This is a genomic window from Marivita geojedonensis (genome assembly GCF_002115805.1).
In the GTDB taxonomy this organism is placed as follows: domain Bacteria; phylum Pseudomonadota; class Alphaproteobacteria; order Rhodobacterales; family Rhodobacteraceae; genus Marivita; species Marivita geojedonensis.
In genome coordinates this window covers 1-23699 of record NZ_JFKC01000020.1, presented here as the reverse complement: position 1 = coordinate 23699, position 23699 = coordinate 1, and the positions used below count along the sequence as shown (strand labels likewise).

General features: G+C 59.9%; 24 protein-coding genes. 12 read left to right on the top strand and 12 right to left on the bottom strand.

Features of this window, described 5'->3' with window-relative positions:
* Positions 1-31 precede the first annotated feature (31 nt).
* The 4 genes from obgE to MGEO_RS16190 all read left to right on the top strand — a co-directional run bounded on the left by obgE (position 32) and on the right by MGEO_RS16190 (position 4664).
* Entirely contained in the window at positions 32-1066 is a 1035-nt protein-coding gene (obgE, locus tag MGEO_RS16205) for a GTPase ObgE (protein ID WP_085640229.1), read from the top strand.
* A complete protein-coding gene (gene proB / locus MGEO_RS16200; RefSeq protein WP_085640226.1) occupies positions 1054-2160 on the top strand; it encodes a glutamate 5-kinase in 1107 nt (368 codons plus the stop codon). Before obgE ends, proB begins: the two co-directional genes overlap by 13 nt.
* A gap of 54 nt (positions 2161-2214) precedes the next feature.
* Positions 2215-3480, top strand: a complete 1266-nt coding sequence (locus MGEO_RS16195; protein ID WP_085640224.1) for a glutamate-5-semialdehyde dehydrogenase — start codon at positions 2215-2217, stop codon at positions 3478-3480.
* Positions 3481-3560: 80 nt separating this feature from the next.
* The gene (locus tag MGEO_RS16190; protein ID WP_085640221.1) at positions 3561-4664 is read left to right on the top strand and encodes an ABC transporter ATP-binding protein; all 1104 of its coding nucleotides are present in this window, start codon (positions 3561-3563) and stop codon (positions 4662-4664) included.
* On the opposite strand, the gene MGEO_RS16185 is transcribed toward MGEO_RS16190, so the two are convergent.
* The 4 genes from MGEO_RS16185 to MGEO_RS16170 all read right to left on the bottom strand — a co-directional run bounded on the left by MGEO_RS16185 (position 4661) and on the right by MGEO_RS16170 (position 7075).
* On the bottom strand, positions 4661-5731 hold the full coding sequence (locus MGEO_RS16185) for a flagellar motor switch protein FliG (protein ID WP_085640218.1): 1071 nt from the start codon (positions 5729-5731) through the stop codon (positions 4661-4663). The two genes, MGEO_RS16190 and MGEO_RS16185, sit on opposite strands and share 4 nt — an antisense overlap.
* 54 nt (positions 5732-5785) lie before the next feature.
* Positions 5786-6322 carry a tetratricopeptide repeat protein gene (locus tag MGEO_RS16180; RefSeq protein WP_085640215.1) on the bottom strand — a complete coding sequence of 179 codons (537 nt, stop codon included), beginning with the start codon at positions 6320-6322 and terminating at the stop codon, positions 5786-5788.
* Positions 6323-6419: 97 nt separating this feature from the next.
* Positions 6420-6578, bottom strand: a complete 159-nt coding sequence (locus MGEO_RS16175; protein ID WP_085640351.1) for a carbohydrate-binding module family 14 protein — start codon at positions 6576-6578, stop codon at positions 6420-6422.
* Between the two features lie 68 nt (positions 6579-6646).
* Positions 6647-7075 (bottom strand): DUF6314 family protein, encoded by a 429-nt coding sequence (locus MGEO_RS16170; protein ID WP_085640212.1) that lies wholly within the window; start codon positions 7073-7075, stop codon positions 6647-6649.
* A 128-nt stretch (positions 7076-7203) separates the two neighbouring features.
* Here MGEO_RS16170 and purB point away from each other — a divergent pair, with 128 nt between their 5' ends.
* Entirely contained in the window at positions 7204-8508 is a 1305-nt protein-coding gene (gene purB, locus MGEO_RS16165) for an adenylosuccinate lyase (protein WP_085640209.1), read from the top strand.
* Between the two features lie 56 nt (positions 8509-8564).
* On the opposite strand, the gene MGEO_RS16160 is transcribed toward purB, so the two are convergent.
* The 4 genes from MGEO_RS16160 to MGEO_RS16145 all read right to left on the bottom strand — a co-directional run bounded on the left by MGEO_RS16160 (position 8565) and on the right by MGEO_RS16145 (position 11977).
* Positions 8565-9698 (bottom strand): saccharopine dehydrogenase family protein, encoded by a 1134-nt coding sequence (locus tag MGEO_RS16160; protein WP_085640205.1) that lies wholly within the window; start codon positions 9696-9698, stop codon positions 8565-8567.
* Positions 9695-10747, bottom strand: coding sequence for a saccharopine dehydrogenase (locus MGEO_RS16155; protein ID WP_085640202.1), 1053 nt, complete (start codon positions 10745-10747; stop codon positions 9695-9697). Before MGEO_RS16155 ends, MGEO_RS16160 begins: the two co-directional genes overlap by 4 nt.
* Before the next feature lie 181 nt (positions 10748-10928).
* Complete coding sequence (locus MGEO_RS16150) at positions 10929-11588, bottom strand: histidine phosphatase family protein (protein WP_085640199.1); 660 nt, start codon at positions 11586-11588, stop codon at positions 10929-10931.
* Between the two features lie 74 nt (positions 11589-11662).
* A complete protein-coding gene (locus MGEO_RS16145) occupies positions 11663-11977 on the bottom strand; it encodes a DUF1476 domain-containing protein (RefSeq protein ID WP_085640196.1) in 315 nt (104 codons plus the stop codon).
* A 197-nt stretch (positions 11978-12174) separates the two neighbouring features.
* Between MGEO_RS16145 and purC the strand changes: the two genes are divergently transcribed.
* The 5 genes from purC to MGEO_RS16120 all read left to right on the top strand — a co-directional run bounded on the left by purC (position 12175) and on the right by MGEO_RS16120 (position 17093).
* The gene (gene purC, locus MGEO_RS16140) at positions 12175-12936 is read left to right on the top strand and encodes a phosphoribosylaminoimidazolesuccinocarboxamide synthase (RefSeq protein ID WP_085640193.1); all 762 of its coding nucleotides are present in this window, start codon (positions 12175-12177) and stop codon (positions 12934-12936) included.
* 88 nt (positions 12937-13024) lie between these two features.
* Complete coding sequence (gene purS / locus MGEO_RS16135; RefSeq protein ID WP_085640190.1) at positions 13025-13255, top strand: phosphoribosylformylglycinamidine synthase subunit PurS; 231 nt, start codon at positions 13025-13027, stop codon at positions 13253-13255.
* Positions 13255-13923, top strand: a complete 669-nt coding sequence (gene purQ, locus MGEO_RS16130) for a phosphoribosylformylglycinamidine synthase subunit PurQ (protein WP_085640187.1) — start codon at positions 13255-13257, stop codon at positions 13921-13923. Before purS ends, purQ begins: the two co-directional genes overlap by 1 nt.
* Positions 13924-14011: 88 nt before the next feature.
* Positions 14012-15754: a sensor histidine kinase gene (locus tag MGEO_RS16125; RefSeq protein ID WP_233139951.1), complete on the top strand. Its 1743-nt coding sequence runs from the start codon at positions 14012-14014 to the stop codon at positions 15752-15754.
* Positions 15755-15758: 4 nt separating this feature from the next.
* Entirely contained in the window at positions 15759-17093 is a 1335-nt protein-coding gene (locus MGEO_RS16120; RefSeq protein WP_085640181.1) for a sigma-54-dependent transcriptional regulator, read from the top strand.
* Between the two features lie 54 nt (positions 17094-17147).
* Here MGEO_RS16120 and MGEO_RS16115 read toward each other — a convergent pair whose 3' ends face one another.
* Complete coding sequence (locus MGEO_RS16115; protein ID WP_085640178.1) at positions 17148-18191, bottom strand: ornithine cyclodeaminase; 1044 nt, start codon at positions 18189-18191, stop codon at positions 17148-17150.
* A gap of 10 nt (positions 18192-18201) precedes the next feature.
* Positions 18202-19125: an arginase gene (gene rocF, locus MGEO_RS16110; protein ID WP_085640175.1), complete on the bottom strand. Its 924-nt coding sequence runs from the start codon at positions 19123-19125 to the stop codon at positions 18202-18204.
* Between the two features lie 127 nt (positions 19126-19252).
* On the opposite strand from rocF, the gene MGEO_RS16105 reads away from it, so the two are divergent.
* Positions 19253-19681 (top strand): Lrp/AsnC family transcriptional regulator, encoded by a 429-nt coding sequence (locus MGEO_RS16105; protein WP_085640172.1) that lies wholly within the window; start codon positions 19253-19255, stop codon positions 19679-19681.
* Here MGEO_RS16105 and MGEO_RS16100 read toward each other — a convergent pair.
* Together MGEO_RS16100 and MGEO_RS16095 are read right to left on the bottom strand one after the other, a co-directional pair.
* Positions 19678-20127, bottom strand: coding sequence for a disulfide bond formation protein B (locus MGEO_RS16100; RefSeq protein WP_085640169.1), 450 nt, complete (start codon positions 20125-20127; stop codon positions 19678-19680). The genes MGEO_RS16105 and MGEO_RS16100 overlap by 4 nt on opposite strands.
* 14 nt (positions 20128-20141) lie before the next feature.
* Positions 20142-20720, bottom strand: a complete 579-nt coding sequence (locus tag MGEO_RS16095; RefSeq protein ID WP_085640166.1) for a YqaA family protein — start codon at positions 20718-20720, stop codon at positions 20142-20144.
* Positions 20721-22734: 2014 nt separating this feature from the next.
* Between MGEO_RS16095 and MGEO_RS16085 the strand changes: the two genes are divergently transcribed.
* Positions 22735-22917, top strand: a complete 183-nt coding sequence (locus MGEO_RS16085; RefSeq protein WP_085640160.1) for a hypothetical protein — start codon at positions 22735-22737, stop codon at positions 22915-22917.
* Positions 22918-23699: the final 782 nt, after the last annotated feature.

Sequence of the window (23699 nt, the reverse complement as noted above, 5' to 3'; positions counted from 1 at the left end):
ACCGCGCACAGGCTCGATCAAAGGCTGACACATGAAGTTCCTCGACCTCTGCAAAGTCTATATCCGCTCCGGTTCGGGCGGGAATGGCTGCATCAGTTTCCGTCGCGAAAAGTATATCGAATTTGGCGGCCCCGATGGCGGGGACGGTGGCCGTGGCGGTGACGTCTGGGCCGAAGCGGTCGATGGGCTTAACACGCTGATCGATTTCCGCTACCAGCAGCATTTCTTTGCCGACAACGGCCGCCCCGGTGCGGGGCGGCAGCGCACCGGCGCCGATGGCGAAGACATCGTTCTCCGGGTGCCTGTCGGAACCGAGATCCTTGACGAAGACGAGGAAACGGTCATCGCCGACCTGACCGAACTCGGACAGCGCGTCTTGCTCGCCAAGGGGGGCAACGGCGGCTGGGGCAACCTGCGGTTCAAGACCTCGACAAACCAGGCTCCACGTCGCTCCAACCCGGGTCAGGAAGGGGTGGAGCGGACGATCTGGCTCCGGCTCAAGCTGATTGCCGATGTCGGCCTTCTGGGTCTGCCCAATGCCGGCAAGTCGACATTTCTTGCCGCGACCTCCAATGCGCGACCCAAGGTGGCGGACTACCCGTTCACCACGCTGCATCCCAATCTGGGGGTAGTCGGAGTGGACGACGCCGAATTCGTCGTGGCGGACATTCCCGGACTGATCGAAGGTGCCCATGAGGGCCGGGGGCTGGGAGACCTGTTCCTCGGGCATGTCGAACGCTGCGCAGCACTTCTGCACCTGATCGACGGCACCTCCGGAACCCTGCTGGAGGACTACCAGACCATCATCGACGAGATCGAAGCCTATGGAGCAGGTCTTGCCGACAAGCCGCGCGTCACGGTTCTTAACAAGATCGACGCGTTGGATGATGAAGAGCGCGCGTTCCTCAAGGAGGAACTGGAGCGCAAGACCGGTCACGAGGTGATGCTCATGTCCGGAGTATCGGGAGAGGGGCTGACCGAAGTGCTTCGGACCCTGCGCAAACACGTCAAGATCACGCGCAAGCGCGAGGAAGCGACCGAGGAGACGCAACCGTGGCAACCCTAGGCGATGCGCGCCGACTGGTTGTAAAGATCGGGTCGGCGCTTCTGGTCGACAAATCCAAAGGGACGCTGCGCCGCGACTGGCTGGTGTCGCTGGCTGAAGATGTGGCCCGGATCAAGGCGCGGGGGACCGATGTGATCCTTGTGTCGTCTGGGTCCATTGCGCTTGGCCGCGGCGTTCTCGGCCTTCCGCCCACGGTTCTGCCGCTGGAACAGTCACAGGCGGCAGCCGCGGTTGGCCAGATCCGCCTGGCCCGCGCCTATGAAGAGGCTCTGGACCCGCATGGCCTGACCACGGCGCAGGTGCTTGTGACGCTGGAAGACAGCGCCGACCGCCGGCGCTACCTCAACAGCCGCGCGACGTTGGAAACCCTGATCGGGTTCGGGGTGATTCCCATCGTGAACGAGAACGACACCGTTGCGACCGATGAAATCCGGTACGGCGACAATGACCGTCTTGCGGCGCAGGTCGCGGCGACCGTTGGGGCGGATCAACTCATTCTGCTGTCGGATGTAGACGGGTTTTACAGCGCGAATCCGATGCAGGACCCGACCGCCCGGCACTTTCCGGTTGTCGACACGATCACACCTGAAATCGAGGCCATGGCAGGCGATGCCGGCTCCGGCCTGTCCAAGGGCGGCATGAAGACCAAGCTGATGGCGGCGAAAACGGCCACTGCGTCGGGCTGTGCCATGGCCATCACCGAGGGCTCGCGCCTGCATCCGCTCAAGTCGCTCGAAGACGGTGCGCGGGCGACTTGGTTCACGCCGCAGCTCGATCCGCATGCAGCACGTAAGCGATGGATCCTCGCCATGAAACCGCAGGGCGCGTTGACAGTGGATGACGGCGCCGCCCAGGCCCTCAAGCGTGGGACATCGCTTTTGCCGCCGGGGATCATTGCTGTCAGCGGTGCCTTCGGCAGGGGCGATCCAGTGACGATCAAAGACGCCTCCGGGCGGGAACTTGGCATGGGGCTCAGCCGCTACACCGCGTCAGAGGCGCTGGCGATCAAGGGGCACAACTCTGCCGAGATCGAGGAAATTCTGGGCTACCCAGGCCGCGCCGTGGTAATACACCGGGACGATATGGCGATCTGAGCCGCTTCTCCTTTTCAAAAATATGCACTTCCGACCTCTGCAAAGGCGATACCGATGAAAGACCAGACAGACATCCCCGCACTCATGCACGACATCGGCGCCCGCGCCAAGGCTGCGTCACGGGAACTGGCTTTCGCATCAGCGGAACGCAAACATGCCGCACTGATCGGGGCAGCCGAAGCGGTCTGGAAGAACCGCGCCGCAATCATCGAGGCCAATGCCGAGGACATGGAGTATGGCCGCGAAAAAGGGTTGTCGGATGCGATGCTGGACCGGCTGCTTTTGAACGAAGATCGAATTCGCGGCATTGTTGATGGTCTGCGCGCAGTGGCCGAGCAGACCGATCCGGTGGGGGCTGTCATGACCGAGTGGGACCGTCCGTCGGGCCTGCACATCAAGCGGGTGCGCACGCCGCTGGGCGTGGTGGGAGTGATTTACGAATCCCGCCCCAATGTGACCGCAGACGCCGGTGCGCTCTGCCTCAAGGCGGGCAATGCGGTGATCCTTCGGGGTGGGTCAGAGAGTTTCCATTCCTCTGGTGCCATCCATCAATGCCTTGTCGACGGTGTGGTGAAAGCCGGGCTGCCTGCCGATTCAATTCAGCTTGTGCCGACCCGTGACCGTGCCGCCGTGAGCGAGATGCTGGCGATGACCGATTACATTGACGTAATCGTGCCGCGCGGCGGCAAGGGGCTTGTCGGGCTGGTGCAGCGCGAGGCGCGGGTTCCGGTCTTTGCTCATCTGGAAGGCATCGTGCACATCTATGTCGATAAGGATGCGGACCCGGTCAAATCACTCAACGTGATCCTGAACGCCAAAACGCGCCGCACGGGCATCTGCGGTGCCGCCGAGTGTCTGCTGATCCACAAGGATGTGGTGGACACGATCGGGCAGGGCGTGATCAAGGCGCTGCTGAGCGCGGGTGTCGAAGTGCGGACAGATGAAACCCTGCGCGCCATCGAGGGTACGGTCGCGGCGAATGATACCGATTGGGGGTGCGAATATCTCGACAGCATCATCGCCGCCAAGGTGGTCGACGATCTGGATGCCGCAATCGATCATATCAACACCTACAGCTCCAACCACACCGATTGCATCCTGACCGAGGACGATGCCGCGGCAGAGAAGTTCTTTGAACGGATCGACAGTGCCATTCTGATGCGCAACGCGTCGACCCAGTTTGCCGATGGCGGCGAGTTCGGAATGGGTGCTGAGATCGGCATTGCCACCGGTAAGATGCATGCACGCGGGCCGGTGGGGGCCGAGCAGCTCACCAGCTTCAAATACATCGTGGTCGGCGACGGCACGACGCGGGCCTGAGGGCTTGTTATGGCGCCGGTTGACTGCTACCTGACATAAGCTAATCCGATACTTTTACTCGGAAAACTCGTGAGGCAGCAGTGACCGGAACCCATCCCCGGCTCGAAATCCGAAATATCGTGCGCGACTATGATGGCAAGCGCGTGGTGGATAACGTGTCTCTGGCGATACAGCCGGGGAATGTGACGTGTCTTTTGGGGCCATCGGGCTGCGGGAAGTCGACCACGCTACGGATCATCGCGGGTGTCGATATGCAGACCAGCGGCACGATCCATGTGGACGGCCATCTGATTTGCGACACCGTGTTTCGCGTGCCACCGGAACGGCGCTCTATCGGATTGATCTTTCAGGATTTTGCCCTGTTTCCGCATCTCACTGTGGGGGACAATGTGGGCTTTGGCCTGAGCGGATCGCGAAAGGACAAGCTGCCCCGCGTGGGCGAATTGCTCGAGCGGGTGGGGCTGTCGCATTACATCAACGAATACCCGCATCAGTTGTCAGGTGGCGAACAGCAGCGCGTGGCGTTGGCGCGTGCGATTGCGCCGCGTCCGTCGATCATGCTGATGGATGAACCGTTCTCGGGACTCGACAACCGGCTCCGCGACGGCATCCGTGATGAAACGCTGGCGCTGCTGAAGGACGAAGGAACATCGGTTCTTCTGGTGACGCACGAACCGGAAGAGGCGATGCGCATGGCCGACGAGATCGCGCTGATGCGCGATGGCAAGATCGTCCAGCGCGGGGCACCCTACAACATCTACAACGCACCGGCGGACAAAGCGGCGGTTGCGTTCTTTTCCGACATCAATCTTCTCACCGGTACGGTGCGCGGCGCATTGACCGATACGCCGTTTGGCCAGTTCCTTGCCCCGGGTGTTCCGGATGGGGAAGAAGTCGAGATCGTTTTCCGTCCGCAGCATGTCGGAATTGATTTCGACAGGCAGGGCAAAGGCCCCAATCCGACACCGCTGGCCGGGGCGCCGGCCCGGGCTACGGTCGAACGGGCGCGTTTCATGGGGTCCGAGAGCCTTGTCGAGTTCCGCATGGATCATGACCAGAGCATGATCCGGGCAACCGTGCCAAACGTGTTTCTGCCGAAACCCGGAACCGTGATGTGGTTGACCGTTCGCCGTGACCGCTGCTTCGTTTTCCGAAAGGCCAGCGGATCCGTGATCAAGCCCTAATCGTCATCGTCCGAGGGCGAGGTCAGCGCGATTTCGCCACTGTCCGCAAGGTTACGAATGGCGCGGACAACCGCACTCATCGCGGCTTCGGACTCTTTTGGTTTGATGTCCGAAAACTCTTCAGCCATTTCCTGAAGAGCGGCGGACATTCTTTTGGAAATATTTGATAATATGAAATCGATGCTGCGCTTGTCTGCCTCTGTGATGGCACCTGCAATCACGCGCGCCAGGGTTTCCTGATCGACGTCGCGGGTGATCTTCGGAGCGTCGATGGCGCTCATCCTGTCGGGTATGTGCGCGAAGGTGAAGATCGATTTGCGAACCTCGTCGGCAAAGCCCTTATCGTCTTCATCGAGCGCGGTCAGAAGTTCGTCCCGCGTTGCCGCGCGCGAGAAATTGAGGATCGCCCCGACCCGTTCTGACGGTTGCGCACGAAACGCCCTTGGCGGTTCGGCGTCGAGCTGTGCGGCGAGGCTCAGCCCGATCCGGTCCACAGCGTCCGGCGTCACCGCATCCGTCATCGACATTGCATATGCAATGCGACGGGCCTGGTCCCCGGGTAGGCTGCTCAGAAGATCGGCGGCTCTTGAGACCTCAAGCTTGGACACCATGACGGCGGCGACCTGAACGGATTCGGACTCCACGAAAGCCTGAAGCCTCGAGTTGGGAAGATCGGCAATCCGTTTCCAGGGATCGCCACTTTGCCGGACGCCGGCTTCTTTGCGCAGACGCGACGCCGTCCTGTCACTGATTCTGCCATCCAGCGCTGACAGCGCGCCCGCAATGTCCCCGGGAAACGAGAGACCGATTGACTCAAGTTCTTCGGTAAACTCCGCGATCACGGCATTCATTGTCTGGCGGTCGATGTAGCGCATTTCGCCAAGCAACTGCGTCAGTTGCAGCTGCAGATCCTCGGGCAGAGCCGTCAAGGGGACATCTGCGCCTTCCTTGAGGATGAACTGAACGATGATTGCGGCTTTGGCCCGCCGGGACAGGCGTGAAACCTGCGTTTGCGCGGGGACAGGCGCGCCTGCTGGCCCCCCAGATACTGTCGTCAGCTGTGTCATCAACCTTGCTCCGTCCTGCCTTTGCCGGGATAGGACGGGAAGGTTAAGAAAGCGTCAGTAGCTGTAGCCAGAACCCGACCGGATCGCCATGCGCAGGGAGAGTTCGGCCCAGCTGGACCGCCCTCCACGCTGTCGGATTTCGCTCAGCTGTGCCTGTGCCAGTTGGATATTGCCCTCAGCGACATGCGCCTGCCCAAGGTAGGACCGTGCGAGAAGGTTGTCGGGATTGGCTTCGAGTGCACGGGCGTACCACTCATGGGCTTCATCGACACGCCCCGCTTTCCGCGCAGTGAACCCGCGGTAGGTCAGCACACCGTCGGCTGTCTGATCGGTCATGGCGTCCAGCACGCGCTCTGCATCATTAATACGCCCCGCGTAGGCGAGTTCGCGCACCGCATCCATGCGATCTCTGTCATTCAGGCTGCTGTCCGTCGGCTCTAAGCAGGACTTGGAGTCAGCATCCCAGATCATCCCATTGGTACAGGTCTGGGTGGTGTCTGTCGGGGTTGGAGGGGTGTCGCTCTCTGAGCCAACGGCCATCGCGACAACGGGTGCTGCAATCAGAATTCCGGCAATGAACAGGCTGCGCATAAAGAGTTCCTCATGAAATCACGATTGAATGAAAGATAGTCCAAAAGAAAAAGACGGCCAGAACGGCCGTCCTCAGGAAATCTTGGGTTTATTGATTTCAGCCGCTGACGACTTTGCAGGTGTTGGAGTCGGCGTCGTAGACTGTGCCTGCGGCGCATGTCATCTTCGCTTCCTCATGGCCAGAGCAGGCCGCGAAGCCCGACGTCGCGGTTGCCAGCGTCAATGCTGCGGTGGTCAGAAGTGTCTTGATGGTCATCAGTCTTTCTCCTGTTTTGAATGCCAGAACGGTAGCACGGTTCTCCGATTTGGCAAAACCTATCCGCATCAGGACGGTGTTCGCGTGTAGGTCGTGACCATTTGATAGGCTTTGCGTGGGCCAGAAACGTCCCATGTGCTGTGCCAGACAGGCCATTCGGCGAAGTCATACCGCACTGCGTAGGTATCGGGATCGCACCAGTGTGTGGCGTCGGGATTGGCGGGGTCAAAGCTGTGGAACGGGCGGCCATCGTCGAAGCTGACCTGCAGGAGCGATCCATTGTTGGCCCAGAGATACCGCCGTTCCGCGCGGAAGGCCGGTTGGCCAGGAAGGTGCAGGAGACCGGTTTCGCTGTAGATCAGCGCTTCGCCATCAGGCTGGAACCGTGCGGTGCCCTCAAACCATCCGGTCGATCCGGCGCGATGATCCGTAATCCGGCGCTGGACCGTCCAGTGTCCCTCGAAATCCGCGAGGCACAGCGTCACGTCAGCTGTCACTGGTGGACATCCTGCTCGGGACACAGGGCAAAGCGTCTCATAAGGGATGGCCTCTCTTGTCGCGCATCGGCGGGCAGTCTAGGAGAGCGACAAAAATCCGCAAGCCAACCGATGAAAGGATCGCGCACATGATCCCCCGTTATTCCCGTCTCGAAATGGTGTCGATCTGGGAACCCGCCACAAAGTTCCGCATTTGGTACGAGATCGAGGCGCACGCCTGCGACGCGATGGCCGATCTGGGTGTGATCCCGCGCGAAAATGCCGAAGCGGTATGGAAGGCCAAGGATGTCGAGTTCGACGTCGCCCGGATCGACGAGATCGAGGCAGTGACCAAGCATGACGTGATCGCGTTCCTGACGCATCTGGCCGAGCATGTGGGCTCGGAAGAGGCGCGCTTTGTGCATCAGGGGATGACCTCCTCGGACGTTCTGGACACCTGCTTCAACGTGCAGCTTGTCCGCGCCTCGGACATCCTGATCAAGGATATCGAAGGCCTGCTGGCTGCCTTGAAGCGCCGCGCCTATGAGCACAAGGACACGGTGCGCATCGGCCGCTCGCACGGCATCCACGCGGAACCCACGACGATGGGCCTGACCTTTGCGCGCTTCTACGCCGAAATGGACCGCAACCTGAGCCGGATGCGCGATGCGCGGGCCGAGATTGCCACGGGCGCCATTTCCGGTGCCGTCGGCACCTTCGCCAATATCGATCCGGCGGTTGAGGAACATGTCTGCGAGAAACTGGGCCTCGTGCCGGAACCGATCAGCACCCAGGTGATCCCGCGCGACCGGCATGCCGCGTTCTTTGCCACGCTCGGGGTGATCGCGTCGTCGATCGAAAACATCGCCATCGAAATCCGCCACATGCAGCGCACCGAGGTGCTGGAAGGGGCGGAGTTCTTCTCGATGGGCCAGAAGGGCTCGTCGGCCATGCCGCACAAGAAGAACCCGGTCCTGACCGAGAACCTGACGGGTCTGGCGCGCATGGTCCGCTCTGCCGTGATCCCGGCGATGGAGAACGTGGCGCTTTGGCATGAACGGGACATTTCGCACTCGTCGGTCGAACGCATGATCGGCCCAGATGCCACGATCACCCTCGATTTCGCGCTGGCCCGTCTGACCGGCGTGATCGACAAGATGCTGATCTTCCCGGAGAACATGCTGGCGAACATGAACAAGTTCCCCGGTCTGGTGATGTCGCAGCGGGTTCTGCTGGCGCTCACCCAGGCCGGTGTCAGCCGCGAGGACGCCTATACCTACGTCCAGCGCAACGCGCTGAAGGTCTGGGAACACCGGACCGACTTCAAACAGGAATTGCTGAACGATCCGGACGTGACCAAGGCGCTGACGCCTGCGCAGATCGAAGAGAAGTTCGACCTTGGCTATCACACCAAGCATGTCGACACGATCTTTGCCCGGGTGTTCGGCGAATAAGCCCGGTCGAATGAGCTTTCCAAAGGAAAGCAAGGCGCTGTGAAGCGCCTTGCCGCCTAATTCAGATGGTCCACCACCATGAGGTGCTGCGCCAGTGTCTGAACCTCGTCCAGCCACCGTTCCACCAGTTTCGGATCATGCGGGGCAGGGCTGACCCCAGCCGGAATCTCGCGGTTCAGCACCGCTTCGATCGCCAGTGAAACGGGCACAGACACCAGACGCGCCATGGCGGTACCGCGCGCATCACCCCAGGCGTCCATCACACAGGTCTTGTGCCAGACCGCGCGGCCGTCTTTCTCTGCCAGCAGATCGACGCACAGCACCACACGATCAGGCTCATCCGGGGCGTAGGCGTTCTTTTCAAGCAACTCTGCGGCCATCTCGGTCAGCCGTTCATCGCTGGCCGTCCCGACTTCGGCAAAGATGTCCTCCCACGCATCTGCCCATCCGTTCAGACGCAGCGTGCCGCGGACAAATTCCTTCACTTTCCAGGTCGGCTCAAACCGATAATCCGCCATGAAGGGCAGGCTGTCCCGGTTGGGATAGACCTCGAACGCTTCGGGCTGCGGCAGAGGCGCGTCGTAGCGCGTGATCGCATCCCATGGCCGCTTAACGTCAAGCTCGGTGAAATGCCGGATTGATTTCGAGGGGGATCGCAACGCTTTCAGAACACCAACCGGCGCCCAGCTGAACTTATAGCGGAACGCGTTGGCGACCTTCGGCACGCCTCCGCAGTAGGATTTGAAAGAGATAACGTTTTCAGCGCTATACGCGGCGCTCTTACGGTAATCCGCAACCAGATGATGCGCCATCAGATGGTCGATCCCCGGATCGAGGCCGACCTCGTTGACCAGCGCCACGCCCGCCAGTTTCGCCGCTGCATCCAGCGCGCGCATCTCGGGTGCGATATAGGAGGATGATACGAAATGCGCTTTGTGGTCGATGGCGATCCGCGCCAGTTGCACATGCCAGTCGCCGGGCAGCATCGACACCACCACATCGCCGGGCTGAACCGCTTCGGCCAATGCCGCCGGATCGAACACGCGGATGTCGTCGATCAGGTCGCCCACCGCCTTGCGGGCTTTTTCGACCGTGCGGTTCCACACCGTCACGGAGTGCCCGTCCTGGATCAGCCGCCGAAGGCCGGGCACCGAAGACAGGCCCGTACCACACCAATGCACCGTCGTCATGTTGTCACCTTCTGGATATGCGTGTCGAAATAGGTCTTTGCGCACCCCCAGACGCCTTGGTCGATGGCGCCAAGCGTTTTGAGGTGCGGAAGGAGCTGCGCTGCGAAATCCTCTGAGGATTCACGCGGCATCAGCGAGGGAAGATTGTCGATTGCCATCACGTCGAGCGGCGGCGCGTCACAGACCCGTGTCACCGGCGCGTCCCAGCTTGTCACGTGGTCATAGACCTTGATCGGAGAGAAATCGCTGTCCGGATCGCAGGCAATATCCCCGATCACCCGCAGGTCGCGCGTCTGTCCGCATGTGTCGGCGGGCACAAAGACCGGGGTGCCCGGACGCGCAAGGATGCAGTTGAAAAACATCGTGTTTTCAAGAACTTCCGGGAACGGGCCGCCATGCGCGGTTTCCGCCATGTCCCATTTGGTCACGGTCAGGCCGACCTCTTCACACAGGTCGCTGGCCCCGGTTCCGACCCGTCCCAAAGCGCCGATCACCAATGCCGAGGGTGTTGCCCCGTTGAGGGCCGTTTTCACATCGTCGCGCATGGCTTTCGAGGACGGCCAGGTGCTGACCGCGGGGCAGGGCGTGCCGCTCTGCTGTGCCGCATAAGCGAGGAGCGACACCGCCGCGCCCGCATAACCGGCCCAATAGCCAAACGCCGCCACGCGCCGCCCGTCTTCGTTTTCAAGGTATTCGAGATCATAAAGCGCGCCACCGCCCGATCTGAACCGCGCCAGAAGCTTTTGCCCGGAAGGCTGACCCTTATAGGCATGTCCGAACATGATGTGCCGATGGCGCAGTGGCGTGCCATTATCCGGTAATTCTTTTAACCCGAATATGATCGCATCGGCGGGCGCGTCGGTCCAACTGCCTTCTGGCGCAATGGTTGCGCCTGTATTGGCGTAATCGGAGATCGGAATAACACGCGTTGCACTGTCTTCGACGGTCACCTCGATACCCTGCGCGACCAAATCGGCAACACCCTCTGGCAGTATGCCGACACGTTCTTCGTTCTCGCGGCTCTCCGCGCGCACCCAAAGATGGGTCATCCCGTCCCCCTTGTTTCGACTCGCCGCACCCTAGCCATGACCACGCCGGGACAAAAGCCCGTCCCTTGCTTCTTCGTTTCAAAAATACCTCCGCCGGAGGCAATCCCGAGGCCGCAGCGCGCAGCGCGAGGACCGAGATGCGAAGCGCGCGCGCCAGCGCGCTCATGTCCGGCAGAACCCCTTAGATATGCGTTTGGGCAAACAGCCGATCCGGCGTGTCCAGATGCGGCAGGGCGTTGAATTGGGTCAGGGCCAATTGACCCTCGAGCGGCAGCCACGAACTGACCGAGGTGTTCTGGATCGACAGGCACACGTTGCAAAAGGCGGGCAGATCCAGACCGAGTGTCAGCCGCATGGCCATTCCGATCAATCCGCCGGAGGTCACCACCAGCGACCGGCCCGGTCGGGCAGAGATTTCGTCGAGCGCATCCCGGACACGGGTCTCAAAGTGATCGAAGCTCTCTGGTGCGCCTTCCAGCTTGCCGTCCTGCCAGTGCCTGAACAGACAGGGCAGATGGCGCACGAACCCTTCGCGGTCGGTCGGCAGCGTGATGCCATGCTGTTCGGCCAACAGCTGCGACAGGGTGAAATACTCCAGCTCGTTCAGGCGCTCATCGCGCGTGACGGTGTCGGGCGTGTCGGGCGCAATCGCGTCTGCCGTTTCGACATGCCGCCGCAAGGTGCCGGTCCAGACATGTGCAAAGACATCGCCCTTCTGACGGAAATGTTCACCGAGCCATCCCGATTGCTGATGCCCCAGAGGGCTCAGCCGGTCGTAATCGACCTCATCCCGCGCGCCGGTGTTGGCTTGGCCATGGCGGACCAGAACGATGTGCGACATGCGACCTCTGGGTGGCTTCTGAAAACAAAAGCGCGCCCGGCTGGGCGGGCGCGCATCATTCTAAGGACAGAAAATCAGACTTCGTCCATCACCTGGCCTTTGGCGACGACCAGCAGTTCGGCCATCTTGGCGCGAATCTCGTCATCCGTCACCTTGCCGCCCAGATCGCCCGAGACCTTGCGGACAACGTCCTCGTGGCCTGCCTCCTCGAAATCCGCTTTCACGACTTCTTTCGCGTATTCGGCAGCCTCGTCCGCGGATTTGCCCATCAGTTCGGCCGCCCAGAGGCCCAGCAACTTGTTTCTGCGGGCTTCAGCCTTGAACTGCATTTCCGCATCGTGGGCATACTTGTTTTCAAAGGCGTGTTCGCGGTCATCAAACGTCGACATCAGGTCGTTCTCCCGGGGAAGTGAATGTGTTGTGTCTGGTATGGCCCGACGCGCCGCGCGGTTCAAGTGCGTGCGTTGCTTGCGGCATGTGCCTGCATGCACTAAGAGGCAATCAACCGCAGCCGGTTTCCGCAGGTGTGGACAGAGGTGCGCGCCCCCATTTCGTGCCATCAGGCGCATTGACAGAAAGACCTCACATGGCCCGTCGCAAGAAGATTTACGAAGGCAAAGCGAAGATCCTTTATGAAGGCCCAGAGCCGGGCACGATTGTCCAGTATTTCAAGGACGATGCGACCGCTTTCAACGCCGAAAAGCGGGACGTGATTGACGGCAAAGGGGTGCTCAACAACCGCCTGAGCGAGTTCTTTATGGTGGGCCTGAATTCCATAGGAGTGCCCACCCATTTCCTCAAGCGGCTCAACATGCGGGAACAGCTGGTTCGATCCTGCGAAATCATCCCGCTCGAGGTCATTGTGCGCAATTTTGCCGCTGGCACGATGGCCAAGCGTCTGGGCATCGAAGAAGGCACGCCGCTGCCGCGACCGATTGTCGAATACTGCTACAAGGACGACAAGCTGGGCGATCCGCTTGTCACCGAAGAACACATCGCCGCCTTTGGCTGGGCCAGCCAGCAGGACATGGACGACATTCTCAGCCTCGCGCTTCGGGTCAACGATTTCATGTCCGGTCTGATGTACGGCGTCGGTATCAAGCTTGTGGATTTCAAGATCGAGATTGGTCGCGTCTATGACGGCGACTATCAGCGCCTTGTGGTTGCGGACGAGATCAGCCCTGACAGCTGCCGCCTCTGGGACATCGAAACCGGGCGCAAGCTCGATAAGGATGTGTTCCGTCGCGATCTGGGCAACCTGACGGACGCCTATACCGAGGTGGCCCGTCGTCTTGGGGTGATGCCTGCCAATGCAACGCCGATGGAAAAGCCGAAGCTGATCAACTGATGCGGTGCCCGGTGGTGGGCCTCGCGTTTGCATATTTGGAAAAAGAAGAAGGGGGACTGTTGCGCCCCCGGACAAGTCGGAGACGATCATGAAAGCACGGGTGCATGTGATGCTGAAGGACGGGGTTCTCGACCCGCAGGGCGAAGCGGTGCGTCACGCTCTTGGCGGGCTGGGGTTTGACGGTGTCGAGAAGGTGCGTCAGGGCAAGGTGATCGAACTGGATCTGGCCGACGGAACGTCCGAAGACACCGTGCGCGAGATGTGCGAAAAGCTGCTCGCCAACACGGTGATCGAAAGCTACCAGATCGAGATGAGCTGATGCGCGCGGCGGTTGTTGTCTTCCCCGGATCGAACTGCGACCGGGATCTGGCCGTGGCGTTCCGCGAGGCGGGATGCCAGGTCGAGATGGTCTGGCACAAAGATACGTCTCTGCCGGCGGGCATCGATATTGTGGGCATTCCCGGCGGGTTCTCCTTTGGCGACTACCTGCGCTGTGGTGCAATTGCTGCGAATTCCCCGATCTGCCGGGATATCAAGACCCATGCCGAGCGCGGCGGGTTCGTGCTGGGCATCTGCAACGGCTTTCAGGTGCTGACCGAAACCAAACTGCTTCCCGGCGCACTGCTGCGGAATGCAGGTCTCAAATACATCTGCCGCACTGTGCCGCTGATCGTGGGCACCAGCGACAGCATCTACACGGCAGGTTACGAGGCAGGACAGCAGATCGGTATCCCGATTGCGCACCATGATGGCAATTACACAGCTTCCGATGAGGTTGTGGCGCAATTGACCGCTGAGGATCGCATCGCTTTCCGATATGCCGATAATCCAAACGGATCGACGGCGGATATCGCGGGCATCCTGTCCGAGAACCGCCGCGTGCTTGGTATGATGCCGCATCCCGAACGCGCAGCGGATGAAAAACACGGTGGAACGGACGGCAAAGCGATGTTCGCAAGCATCGCAAGCGCGCTGGCAGCGGCTTAGCGCCGGTTGACGTCCCTGTGACGCGCCGCCGCTTGAGCGGATCACGGCTTTTGCCTATCTTCACGCAATGGCAAAGGGCAGCTCAGTGATGCGTCAGAACACCCGGTCAGGATCTCTGTCCTGGCGGGTGCGCGGTGCTTTGTTCATTCTGATCGCCGTTGCGGTGGGGACGGTCTTTGTCACCAACCGCTACCTCACTGACCGTTTTACGGAAAGCACGCGCAATCGCGCGGAACTGAGGCTGGCGCTGTATTCCGGCAACCTCGTGTCCGAGCTGCGCCGCAACGCCATCGTGCCTCAGCTTCTGGCGCGGGACCCCGCGTTGATCGGAGCGCTCAATTCGGGTGATTTTTCGCAGAGTTCCCAACGCCTGATCTCGTTCGTGGACGAGATCGGTGCCGCCTCACTCATGCTGCTCGACCGCGATGGCCGCACGGTTGCCGCGACAAGCCGCGAACGGCTGGGCGAACAGCATCGCAACGCGGCCTATTTCGTAGAGGCCCTCCGGTCGAATGCCACCGTTTTCACGGCGCAGCGCGAGGAGGTGGGCAGTTTCACCTTCAGCTATTCGCGCCGCATCGAAAGTCAGAGCCAGTCCATCGGCGTGATTGTTGTCGAAGTGGATCTTGCCAAGTTCGAGCGCGCCTGGGCGGGGATATCGGATGCTGTTCTGGTGACGAACAGCGAAGGTGAGATCATTCTTGCGACGGAACCGCGCTGGCGTGGGCAAACGGTCGAGACCGCTCTTGAACGCGAACCGGCCGACAGTGCCATCGAGCGCGCGATCCGGGCCACGGCGGATTGGACGGCTTTGCCTGCGGATGCCTATTTTCAGGGTGAGGCGGTCATGCAGATCGAGGGTCGCATCCCATTCCGCGGCTGGAACATGACCACCTTCACCACCTATTCCAGCGTTCGGGAACGGGTGAATGCCGTACTCGCGCTGGAAATCATGGGATTCGCGATTCTGCTGGCGCTGGCATTCTACGCACTCAGCCGCAAGACGGCGCTGCGCATGGCGCTCTTCCAGCGCGAGTCGGCAGAGCTTCGCGCATTGAACCAGAGGCTGCAGCGGGAAATCGCCGAACGGGAACGGGTGCAGGAAACCCTTGCCGTTGCGGAACAGACGCTGGCGCAGAGCTCCAAATTGGCGGCTCTGGGTGAGATGTCTGCAGCGGTCAGTCACGAACTGAACCAGCCGCTCGCTGCGATGAAAACCTATCTGGCCGGGGCCAAGCTCCTGATGCGGCGCAACCGACCGGAAGAAGCGCTTTCGGCCTTCAGCCGGATCGACGATCTGATCGAACGCATGGGCGGCATCACGCGTCAGCTCAAAAGCTATGCCCGCAAGGGACAAGAGGCGTTTTCGCCTGTGAATATGGGCGATGCGCTGGCCTCATCCCTGTCGATGATGGAGCCGCAGCTGAAGTCGCGGAAGGTCAAGATCACCAAGATCCTGCCCGAGGACAAGGTGCTCGTTATGGGCGACCGGATGCGCATTGAACAGGTCATGGTGAACCTGCTGCGCAACGCGCTTGATGCAACCAAGGCGGTCTCCGATCCGCAGCTTGAGATCATTCTCGCAAGCGGGGAAACGGCGACGCTGACCATCCGGGACAACGGGCACGGGATCGAAGACCTCGATGCTCTGTTTGAACCCTTCTACACCACAAAGCAGCCCGGCGATGGCGTCGGGCTGGGTCTTGCCATTTCCTCGGGGATCGTGAACGACCTTGGGGGACGGCTGCTGGCCCGCAACGCCGAAGGTGGCGGCGCGGTGTTTGAAATGCAGTTACCGATCTTGAACGACCAAACGCAGGCGGCGGAGTGAAGCCATGGGCAAAGCCATGAAGATTGCCATAGTCGACGACGAAAAGGACATGCGCCAATCGATCAGCCAGTGGCTGGCGCTGTCGGGCTACGACACCGAAACCTTTGCCAGCGCCGAAGAGGCGCTTGGCACGGTGGGTGCGGATTATCCGGGGATCGTGATTTCCGACATCAAAATGCCGGGGATGGATGGAATCCAGCTTCTACGGAAACTGCTGGGATCGGACTCGGCGCTTCCGGTCATCATGATCACCGGCCATGGTGATGTGCCGATGGCCGTTGAGGCGATGCGCATCGGCGCGTTCGATTTCCTTGAAAAGCCCTTCAACCCCGACCGCATGTCGGACCTTGCCAAGAAGGCCACCAATGCGCGGCGCCTGACGCTCGACAACCGGGCGCTGCGGCGCGAGTTGGGCGATGGATCGCAGATGATGCGCAAGCTGATCGGCGCAAGCCCCGCAATGGAGCGCCTGCGCGAGGATATTCTCGATCTTGGTCAAGCGGACGGGCATGTTCTGATCGACGGGGAAACCGGCACCGGCAAGACCCTGGTCGCCCATGCGCTGCACGCGGTGGGCAGTCGGGCGGGTAAGAAATTCGTCCTGATCTCCTGCGCCGCGATGGATGAGGACACGCTGATCCGGCGTTTGTTCGGGCCGATGCAGCCCGAAGACTCCCGTCTGCCTGCGGTTGAGGAAGCACGTGGCGGAACTCTGGTGCTGGAAGATATCGAGGCGCTGTCGGATGCCGCGCAGGCGCGTCTTCTCACCATGATCAACGATCAGGGCACACCGCCGGAAACACGCATCGTCGCCATCTGCAACCTCCAGGACGAGGGTCGCACCTGCGAGGATGCGCTGCGTCCGGACCTCTACTACCGACTGGCCGCGCTCAAGATCACCGCGCCACCGCTGCGCAACCGCGGCGAGGACATCCTGACACTGTTCACGGCTTTGGCCGATCAGTTTGCCGACGAATACGGCTGCGACGCACCGCAGGTCAGCGCGCAGGAAGCCGCGCAACTGTTGCAGGCGCCGTGGCCCGGGAACGTGCGCCAGCTTATCAATCTGGCCGAACGCGCCGTACTGCAATCGCGTCGGGGGACGGGCACCATCGCGTCGCTGCTGATGTCCGACCATGACGAGATGCAGCCGGTGATGACGACCGAGGGCAAGCCGCTCAAGGAATATGTCGAGGCGTTCGAGCGGATGCTGATCGACAACACGATGCGCCGCCATCGCGGGTCGATTGCGTCGGTGATGGAAGAGCTTTGCCTCCCGCGCCGGACGCTGAACGAAAAGATGGCCAAGTACGGGTTGCAGCGCTCCGACTATCTCTAGGCGGGCAAGCCCTTTTGAAAGGGCTTGGGACGGATTTTCAAAAATCCGTCCCGCTCACCCCGCCGCGCGCATAAGCATCCCGTAGAGGTCGCGCGGGTCGTCCGGATCGGCGAGCAGGTCCAGCGGCAGGTTCAACCCGGTTTCGCGGGTCAGATCATGCACCACCCGCAGCGCCGAGAAATCCTCGATCGCAAACCCCACGCTGTCGAACAGCGTGATCTCCCGCGCGTCGCGGCGGCCCGGCGCAGCGCCGGTGATCACCTGCCACAGCTCTGTTACCGGATGATCCGGGTCCAACTGCTGGATTTCGCCTTCGATCCGGGTCTGAGGGGGATATTCCACAAAAATCGACGACCGGTGCAGAATCGCGCTGGCCAGTTCCGTCTTTCCCGGGCAGTCGCCGCCAATGGCGTTGATATGCACACCGCTGCCAACCATGTTGTCGGTGAGGATCGTCGCGTATTGCTTGTCCGCTGTGCAGGTGGTCAGGATCTGCGCGCCTTCGATGGCCTCTTCGGCGCTGCTGCAGGCGACGATGGTCAGGCCCGTGCCCGCGAGGTTCCCGGCGCATTTCACCGTCGCGGCCGGATCCTTGTCGTAGAGCCGCACCGTATCGATCCCGCAGATCGCCTGCATGGCGATGCTCTGGAATTCGGCCTGCGCGCCATTGCCGATCATCGCCATCGTGGTCGTCCCCTTGGGTGCGAGGTACTTCGCCGCGACCGCCGACATCGCCGCTGTGCGCAGCGCGGTGAGCAGGGTCATCTCGGACAGCAGAACCGGATAGCCCGTGTCCACATCCGCCAGCAGCCCAAAAGCCGTGACGGTCTGCAAGCCTTCCGACGTGTTCTTGGGATGCCCGTTCACGTATTTGAACGCGTAAAGCGTGTCGTTTGCCGTGGGCATGAGTTCGATCACACCCACCGGGCTGTGCGCGGCCACGCGGGGAGTCTTGTCGAAGCTTTCCCAGCGGCGGAAATCCTCTTCAATGGCCTCTGCAATACGGCGGATCATTTCGGCCAGGCCGACCCGATGCACCAGCTGCATCATGTGATCGACCGAAACGAAAGGTACCAAGGCCTTGTCTGACGGTTGCATGGCGGCCTCCTCAGATCATGCGCGGGGTGGGGCGGTCGAAGATACGGCGACCCAGCGCCGAAGCGGCAAGATCGACCATCAGCTGCGCCGTGCGCCCCCGCTCGTCGAGCATGGGGTTCAGTTCCACCAGATCAAGCGAGGTCATCAGCCCGCTGTCACAGAGCATCTCCATCACCAGATGCGCCTCACGCACCGTCGCGCCACCGGGCACAGTGGTGCCCACGGCTGGCGCATAGGCCGGGTCAATGAAATCCACGTCCAGCGACACATGCAGCGCGCCACCCACCTTGGCGACATCCGCCAGGAACGGCTTCAGCAGCGCCGCGACACCGGATTCGTCGATGGCGCGCATGTCGTAGCCGCGCACGCCGGTACCTGCCATAAGCTCACGCTCGGGCAGATCGACGGACCGCAGACCGATGATGCAGGTTTGGCTGGGCGGAACGATTGCGGGCAGGGCAGGGAAACCATCAAAGCCGCTTTGCCCGGTTGCATAGGCCAGCGGAGTTCCGTGCAGGTTGCCGGATGCGGTGGTCTCCAACGTATTGAAATCGCTGTGTGCGTCGAGCCAGAGCACGAATTGCGGTCGGTTCTGCTCAGCCGCATGTGCGGCGACACCCGGCACGGTGCCCAGAGACAGTGCGTGATCGCCGCCCATGAAGATCGGCAAACCCTGTTGGATCGCCTCCTGCGCGGTGCGCATCAGCGCCGTGGTCCAGCCGATGGTTTCCGAAAGGTTTACCAAGCCGTCGCGCTCCGGAATGTCATTGGCATCCGGTGCGACATTGCCCAGATCACTCACGCTGTGCCCCAAAGCGGTCAGAGCACGGGCAATCCCGGCGGTGCGATAGGCGTCAGGGCCCATCAGGCATCCTTTGCGGGCCTTTCCGCAATCCAGCGGCGCGCCGACGAGTACGATATTCTGAGACTGCATCAATCCTGTCCTCGTGATCGAAGGGAATCTTTGATCGGGATATAGGGTGCAATCCGGGCGGTAGAGAACTGGCCAAATTGATCAATTCGGGATACTATTTTCCAAATTGGTTAGTAACTGGATCAAAATGGACAGCACAGACAAGAAACTGATCTCGATCCTCCGCCACAATGGCCGCGCGTCGGTTTCGGATCTGGCGACAACGCTCAATCTGTCCCGTGCCACGGTACGTTCGCGGCTCGACCGCTTGCAAGCGTCGGGAGATGTGGTGGGCTTCACCGTCGTTCTGAAAGAGGACGTGGCCCAGGACCCGGTGCGGGCTCTGATGATGATCGGCATCGAGGGACGTGGCACCGACAGGGTGATCCGCCAGTTGACCGCATTGCCCGAGGTCCGGGCGCTCCATTCCACAAATGGGCGCTGGGACGTGATCGCCGAACTTGGGACCGACACGCTCGAAGCGCTGGACGACGTGCTGTTCCGGATACGCCGTTTCGATGGGGTGTCGCAGTCCGAAACGTCGCTCCTGCTGTCGACGCGCAAAAGCGGCGCTTAGGCGGGCTTGCGCGCTGCCGCGATCCACAGACCCATCAAAACCAGTGAAATCACCATGTTCCAGCTGGCCATGGACAGGCCGAACATTTCCCACGGCACTTCGTCACAGCGCACCAGCGGCGCGTTCATGATCTGGTCGAAAAGCTCGTCCGTGGACAGCCCGCCAATCGGCCCGGAGGTGCAGGTGGTTGGACCTTCCCACCAGCCGCGCTCTACGCCGGTGTGATAAGCACCGACTGCAGCCGTCGCCAACGCTGCCAAAGCGCCAAGCCATGCGACTGCGGCATTGCCAAACCGCAATGCCACCGCTCCAAGCGCGATCGCCACCACATGCGGATAGCGCTGCCAGATGCACAGCTTGCAGGGCGGCAGACCACCGATGTGCTGAAACGCCAACGCGCCCAGCATCAACGCCAGCGACCCGCCTGCGGCGAGCAACATGAGCATCCGACGATCCAGACTCACAGGAATTTCACCACGTAGAAGCCTCCGAGAAGCAGCAGAACAAACAGGGTGAACATCAGCCCAAGGCGCTTTTCGATAAAGCTGCGGACCGGTGCCCCGAATGCGCGCAAAAGACCCGCTACAACGAAAAACCGCAAGGCTCGGGCGATCACAGATGTGACAACAAAGGTGCCCAGCGGCATCGCCGTCCAGCCCGACATGATCGTGATGACCTTGTAGGGGAAGGGCGTCACCCCGGCGATCAGCACAGCCCAGAAGCCCACACCGTTGAAACGCTCATTGAATTCAGCCATCGCGTCGGCCTTGCCAAGCGTGCTCAGGATGGGTTCACCGATGGTCTCGTAAAAGAAATACCCGATGCCATAACCCAACATCCCGCCCACTACCGATGACGTGGTCGCGACCAGGGCAATCAGCCACGCGCGGGACGGACGGGCGAGGATCATGGGGATCATCAGAACATCCGGCGGGATCGGAAAAACCGAGCTTTCGACAAAGGCGACCACGGCCAGCACCCACAGGGCGCGTGGGTGATCGGCAAGAGACATGGTCCACTGGTACAAACGCTGCAGCATGTGACGCTCCAATGAGGGTTGCCGGGCTAAGACCACGCCGCCTTGGTCCGGTCAAGGCTGCACTGCCTCTGGCGTTTTTGCGCTGGACGAGGTGTTGCAGCTTGGATAGGGATTGCCCGTGGCCCAAGTGGCGGAATGGTAGACGCAGGGGATTCAAAACTCTCCTTACGAATCGCCAAAATAACAATCTATTCAATTACTTAGGGGAAGAGCTCAGTGGATTGGTAGGCAATTGGTAGGCGTCATGCAGGATTTCAAACACTGTACCTCAGGTGCAATCCCCTGCGACCCATGACGAGCTCGCCAGCATCACAAGCAACCACCTGAGCCTGACCTTTGGTGTTTGCGGTCACTCCTCTCTGATCCCTGTCTCCGTACTGTTGGCACGCCTCTGTTACCGGGTATGTCTTTGCTGACTACCTATCGACACGTTGACAGAGGGTAGCACTCATGAATGACCTTGATGCTCGATGTAAGTTGCAACTCGTCGTCAGACACAAAGGCGGTCGGAGAACCAAAGGCTGATGGGCGGGTTTATGAATCAGTGGGTGTGACTTGAAATCACGAGTTGTCCACGTCTTGTCCACAAGCCAGTAGCGAAAATCCGCCGTGCAACAGTCCCTGTGATGGAAACAAAAGACGTAGTGGCTATCTCTGTCTCGAGACAAGAAACAATCGAACAGTATTCACATGCAGAAAATTACTGGCACGTATGTGGGCCAAGGGGCAATGTGTCCTTTGTTCCAGCTCGACCATGGCGAGAGGATTACCATTACAGGAAGGCTACCGGGCATGGAGCCGGGCGAGTTCTTTGAATTCACAGGAAGATGGTCACTCAGGTCGTACGGGATGCAAGGCCGGAACTTCCACGTAAGCAGTTTCGTTCGAAAAAGCGGAGAGCTGATGATAACGCCAACGCTCGGCGACAGCGGTTTTTGGCCAAGACTTAGCGGCCTCGGGACACAACTATAGCAGCGACTAAACACTCTGTTTCCAAACTCAGCCGAAAAGAAACCTTAATTGCCCAATTTTTGACACGATTGGTCTGCACCTTGGCTGGCAAGGGATGGCGAAAAGCGCTTTCCAAACAACAAAAAAAATTTGGTGTATCATGAAACGGAAGAGTGCACGGCAATCGGTTGGGCATTGCTCAAAATCAGACATTTTCCCTCCTTTGAAGAGTCAAAGTGAACTTGATAAGTTGGAACAGACTGAGTGTAGTCTCGCGCAAGATAGGGCTGGCTTTGCGTTCAAACTGGCAAATCTTGCAGCTGTATTGCTCCCTAGAAAGCTGATAAGCTGATAACCGGCTTCGGACCTTAAGCCTTAGGGTCAGGATGCATTTTTTTCGAATGCACTGCCTGATTCACAGTTCCTGTGACATGAGCAATTTCTTTTGGCTCAGCGACGCGTAGATGTCGTTGTCGGAGGTGTAAGGCTCTGGGAGAGGTGGAGTTCAGGATCGTCTTTGTTGGTGGCTCTCTGGATGCGCTACTTGGAGGCGAGCAGGGGAAAACTCCTCCAGAGCCTACGGGTAGAGCTGAGCTGACGCGGAAAGACGAAGAGGCCCAACGGTAGGTCTAGGGTCCACGAGCAGAACGGGCCTCTTCGCTTGGGTGATGGAAATTTATGCTTTGAATGCCTTCTCAGGCTTTCACACGCTCGCCAAAAATCAAGACAGACACTCTGACCTACAAACAAAAAGCCTGTGCTGCCCGGAGGCAACACAGGTGTAAGTCTTTGGGAACTTAATGTTGAATACCAAGTGTACTCGCAGACCGTACAATTGATCATCCGTAGTTGCCGTATCAAGTAAGAGCTGCTGACCTAAATATCTAATCCGTTGAATGTGATGTAATCTTTTCGCGCTGGACGCATTTCGCAAGTGGGACAAACGCTAGTCTACTCTGCTGTAGAGTTGATATGTGTCAAACCCAGCCAGCGCAGTTCGTGCGAAGTTGTTGTTAGAGGCCGTCAACAATCCGGTTTCGGCATGTGACTTTGGGAGGGGACTATGGACCAAGTGAAAACCCACGAATACGCGCGCGCACTGTACAAAGCCCACGGAGATAAGGCTCAGGTAGAAGCCGCGCAAAAGGCCAAGCATCACGAAGACGCGGGAGAAACTGAGGAAGCGGAAACCTGGCGCAAGATACAAAGAGCCATTAGCGAGATGCGCGGCCCACACGAAAGCTGAGCCCGCACGTACCCACTGTTGGCTGATCAAACCGACGTAGAACTAAGAGCAGCCAACGTGGATTAGCTTAGTTAGGCCATACCGTTTCTTCCGATCAAGCCCACTACTCGAGTTTATTCAACAAGTTGGGGATACCCTATGATCCGTGCGATACTGGGTTTGTTGCTCTTGTCTGTTACGCAGCTACGCGCAGAAACGTACCTTTGCATTGAGGATAAGAAAGCGGGATTTGCTTTGAGAGAGAGTGAATGGGTCGTGGTAGATTTGCCATTGTCCAAATGGCTAGTCACTGTTCAAGAGGACAACGAAGACGGAACGAAAGTCCTTAGATTTGGTGAACATGTCCCTCGCTTTGAAGGAGTGTCTTGCATCGGTGCTGTGGACGTACTTTGCGTCAATGCATTTGAGCAATTCAATTTCTCCACTGTCGCTTTGAGATTTGTTACATCAGCATCTTCTGGGTACACACGCGAAGAAGACAACGATGGAAGGCCTAGTATAGCCATTGGAACATGCGCGAAGATGTGAGCGCGCAAAAGCTGCAGCCTGAAATCAAAATCAGAACAAACTGATCATCGCATGAACCAAAAGATTACTGTGACTGCCACAAAAGCACCAATTGCCACCCAAAACCACGGACCGTTCATGAAAGAGTGTAAAGCATAGCTCCAATCGCTCGTACCAGAAAGCAGCAGTCCATATTCCGCAAGCATTCGTGCTACCTCCCGCTATGGTTACGCCTCGTAGCCTATGCCTTGATCCCATTGGATAACTAAGGTTGG